The following is a 4,289-nucleotide window of genomic DNA, read 5'->3' as shown; positions in this document are numbered from 1 at the left end:
GTGGTACTGTTGCCTATGGTTTTAATAATGCGGCGGGAATTGATGTGTGCTACTGCGGATGTATCATGGCCATTTGCGAAATACCAGAGCATAATTCCATTTTTCCCCAGAAGCTGCTCCAGAAAACGTACATCCGCCTGAGCCAGTTCTCCAATTGTCCGGATGCCGCATTTTGCTAATTTCTGATAAGTTGCCCTGCCTACATATAGCAGAGAATCAACGGGCAGATGCCAGATCTTTTCTTTGAAATCATAGCCGATGACGGTAGTTGCATCGGGTTTCTTCAGATCACTGCCAAGCTTTGCAAATATTTTATTATAGGAGACGCCCACACTTGCCGTAATGCCCAGTTCGAATTTAACTCTTTCCCGTATATCATCAGCAATCTGCTTTCCGTCACCAAACAGGGAGGCGGTGCCTGTTACATCCAGCCAGCATTCGTCCAGGCCAAAGGATTCCACAAGGTCTGTATAATCCTGGTATATTTCATGCGCCATCTGTGAAAACTCAATATAGCGGTCGTAATGGGGCGGTGTGAACAGGATATCCGGGCATTTCTGCCTTGCCATCCAAAGTGGATCACCTGTTTTAATGCCGTATTTTTTTGCTTCATTGCTTTTCGCCAGAACAATGCCGTGACGTTCTCCCGGGTCACCTGCCACTGCCATGGGTTTTCCTCTGAGAGCCGGGTTATACAGGCATTCTACGGAGGCATAAAAGTTATTCATATCTGAGTGTAGGATTACATGATCCACCGGGTACACCTCCTGATATTGCCAGCATACAATTTATAATTATATTATGTATAGGCTGCAGGGGTATTTATACGCAGAATTCACATTTATTTCTCCGATATTTCATATTAATTTCGTCTGTAAACTACATATTACAAAAAGCGTCTTTATTCAGCAAAAATCTTATAGTTTCTCTTTACTCCACTATAACAATCAATGTTTCTTCCCCAAGTCCTACTGCACGAACCGTCACTTTTATTTCCCCAGGATCAAATCCCGAGCGAATGGCAGCCAGCAGGCGTCCGTCATAAGTCTTCCAGGTTGATGTATGGTAATGATTGCCGGTATGGGGATCGGCGCTTCCGAATCCCTGAAGTGTGCCGGCGCCGTCCACAGAAATCTGGATTTCGGTTTCGGCTTGCAGATTGAGGATACCGTTCTCATCCTGAAGTTCAATTGTAATGTATGTTAAATCATTGCCATTAGCGGTCAAAACTGTCTGTTCGGCGGAAAGGGAAAGCTTTGCAGGTGCGTTTGCGGTTTGGAGGATATCCCGTCCGGTTTCGGCTCCATTTTCATAACTGACTGCCATAAGTGTTCCGGGCTGGTAAGTTATTTCGTAAGAAGAGATGAATCCAGCGGCTTTTCCGGCAGGTTTTCTTCCAAGAGAAATATCATTTAAGAACAGTTCCACTTCTTCACTGGAAGAGAATATATCTACAACAGCGGGTTTGCCTTCGTAACCCGCCCAGGTCCAGCTGGCGATATTATCCTTGTGCATCCAGGTGGTTTTTCCAGGTGTCTCTCCATAATGGTTCAATCTTTCTACAGCAAGGAAGGGCGCTGTTCTTAGACCAAAGACGATTTCCCGCAGATAACTGATGGGTCTGCGGTACCCGGTAATATCGATATCACCGATATATGCGATGCTGTCCGGGAAATTGTTATCCTGAAAACCGTTAATTCCATTGTAATAAAAAATTCCGATTCCGGCTTCCCCCAGATAGTCATATCCCGTCCAGGTAAAGTCACCGATTACATGGGAATTGCGTTCAACGATATCCCAAAGCCTGACAATTTCAGACGGATAGGTCTCGGTGCCGAGAACAAGCCGGTTGGGATGCAGCTGGGCTTCCAGCTCATGGCGTCCGGTTATATAATTAAATCCGGCGATATCCAGACCGCCGCTGAACCCTTCTAAAAGGTTAGTCAAGGTAGAACTGGCATCGATATAATCTTTTGCAGGACCTTCCATCAGACTTGCAAAAGCATTCATAACGGATATGCCGCTTTCCCCGGCGCCTGAGGTCTGTTCTAAAATGTGTTCCATACCGGTTGCTTTTACAGCCTCTTCCAGAAGCTGCTGCATGTCGCTTCGCAGTGCCAGGAAGCTGTTGGCAGCATTGGTGGTGTAACGGGAAGAATCCAAAGATTTAATTTTTTCAACAATTCTGCGGTTCATTTCTGCACCGCGTTTGGTTCCCACCTCGGGGATTTCATTACCGGTACAATACATAATAACGGACGGGTGGTTGTAATCCTTTGCCACCATACGTTCCACTTCATCTTCCCAGAATTCTTCAAAATAATTCCCGAAATCATTGGGATTTTTGCGGACGTGCCACATATCGGACAGTTCATCCATTACGAACATGCCAAGCTTATCACATGCCGCCAGCATGGCTTTACTCATTGCATGATGGGAGCTTCTGAGACAGTTAAAACCGGCTTCCTTCATCTGGCGGCAGCGGCGTTCTTCGGCTTTTTCCAGAGTGACAGCACCGATAATCCCATTGTCATGGTGAATGCAGGCACCTCTTAGTTTGACTTCTTTTCCATTTATCCGAAGGCCATGCCGGGAGTCCAGCTGCATTTTGCGGATACCCAGAGTAGTAACCGCTTCATCCAGTATGGTATCGCCCTCCATGAATCTGGTTCTGCAGGTATAGAGATAAGGTGCGTCACAGTCCCACAATTGCGGATCCCAGACCGGTATCCGCTGCAGTGTCTGCACATTTTTTCCAAGATAAGCCGTGACCACAGTTTTTTCGGAATTAACGATCTTTCCATCTGCATCCAGTATTTCGGTGCTCTGGATTAAATCATGTGTACGCAGAGTTTCATTGCAGAGCCTTGTTTTTATACAAAGGACAGCGGTTTCCGCATCTATTTCCGGGGTGTCAATCTGCAGTCCATCCACCGGGATATAGATTTTTTCACTGATATAGATATTTACATTTCGGTAAATTCCGCTGCCGGAATACCATCTGGTATTTGCTTCACAACTGTTGTCTGCAGCAACTTCAATTTTATTCTCCTTGCCGGGAATCAGAAAGCCGTCAGCCTGAATCGTGAACTGGGAATAACCGGAATGGTGGCTGCCCGCAAAATCGCCATTGATATATACCAGCGCACTGGGATAAACCCCTTCAAATTCCAGTACAATATTTTTATCCATCCAGTCATCCGGCACATAGAACAGCTTCGAATAGAGATATGATTTGCCGGGATAGTAACCGGTCTGTTTTCCGTTTTTGGTGTCGGGGGTTTTCTTTTCCAGGATCATTGCGTCGTGAGGAAGTGTGACCGGAGTACCCAGATTCTGTTCCTTTGAAAACAAGTTTGTAAATGGCTGACTGAAACCTTCTTTGATATTCCACCCCATGTTAAATGATTGTGACAGCATAATGAATCTCCTCTCATAATTGTTTTCGTCATTTAAAATAGATATCATTCTGTCTTTTAAATAGACATATATATCTGTATATGTTATATTCTATATAAAAAAGAGGATAAAACAAGGTCAAAAACCGTACTGATTACAACTACTGTATCATATACCGATTTTATTTTGTAATAGATTATAATTTATGGTTTTATTATTTTCAGGTATAATTTTCAGTAATCAAAGCAGAAAAGGAGTGAAAATGGAATCCATTAATCCATATGCAAAAGCCAGAAATAAAATTGTTGCCATAAATGATTCCGCAAGCCAGGAGTCACAGTTTTATCTGCTTCAGATGCCGTTTGGGCTGACCTATGAGTGCTGCCGTGTATCGGAAGGGACTAAGCGGATGAAATTAGTGGATCTGGCATTTGGAAAGCATGCCAATATCGAAGTGGATTTGAGTGATTTTATTGATTATGATGAATCACAACCCAGCAAAAGCCCCATGCATCAGCACAATTATTTTGAGTTTATGTATGTTCTGAAGGGAGAAGTCTGCCAGCATATTGAAAAGGCCAGCTATCAGTATCAGGCGGGATATGGATGTCTGCTCAACTGCAGCACTCGCCATAATGAAGAATTTTCCACAGACTTTGAGGCTGTATTTTTGTGCATGTCCCCGGAGTTTATAGAAGATATCATGAAAAAATGCGGTAGAAAAATTTACCGGAATGGGGAAAAGAAGGAGTCTGTCCTGTTTCATTTCTTTGATGACTGTATCGGGGAGACGAAAAATCATAAGAAAAATTATATTGATCTGGCACCGGTCAGATGGGAAAGTATGTCTTCTGTACATGAACAGATCTTACATTATTTTGACCAGGCGG

The 4,289-nt window shown here is 43.9% G+C and carries 2 protein-coding genes and 1 pseudogene; 1 reads left to right on the top strand and 2 read right to left on the bottom strand.

Annotation, left to right across the window (positions count from 1 at the left end; all coding sequences use genetic code 11):
* A pseudogene (locus ACH2DQ_RS07085) lies at positions 1-728 on the bottom strand (DNA polymerase IV); the annotation flags it as partial.
* A 202-nt stretch (positions 729-930) separates the two neighbouring features.
* Positions 931-3,420 carry a glycoside hydrolase family 2 TIM barrel-domain containing protein gene (locus ACH2DQ_RS07080; protein WP_394914753.1) on the bottom strand — a complete coding sequence of 830 codons (2,490 nt, stop codon included), beginning with the start codon at positions 3,418-3,420 and terminating at the stop codon, positions 931-933.
* 241 nt (positions 3,421-3,661) lie between these two features.
* Between ACH2DQ_RS07080 and ACH2DQ_RS07075 the strand changes: the two genes are divergently transcribed.
* Positions 3,662-4,289: cupin domain-containing protein (locus tag ACH2DQ_RS07075; protein WP_395026131.1), on the top strand; the 628-nt coding region annotated here is incomplete at its 3' end.

The sequence above is a fragment of the Robinsoniella sp. genome (genome assembly GCF_034124845.1).
Note: the sequence above shows the minus strand (reverse complement) of the source record. Positions and strands in the feature narration are given on the sequence as shown.

Excerpts from the sequence above, each read along its gene's own strand:
- ACH2DQ_RS07080 (WP_394914753.1), bottom strand. The coding sequence starts at position 3,420 with ATGCTGTCACAATCATTTAACATGGGGTGGAATATCAAAGAAGGTTTC.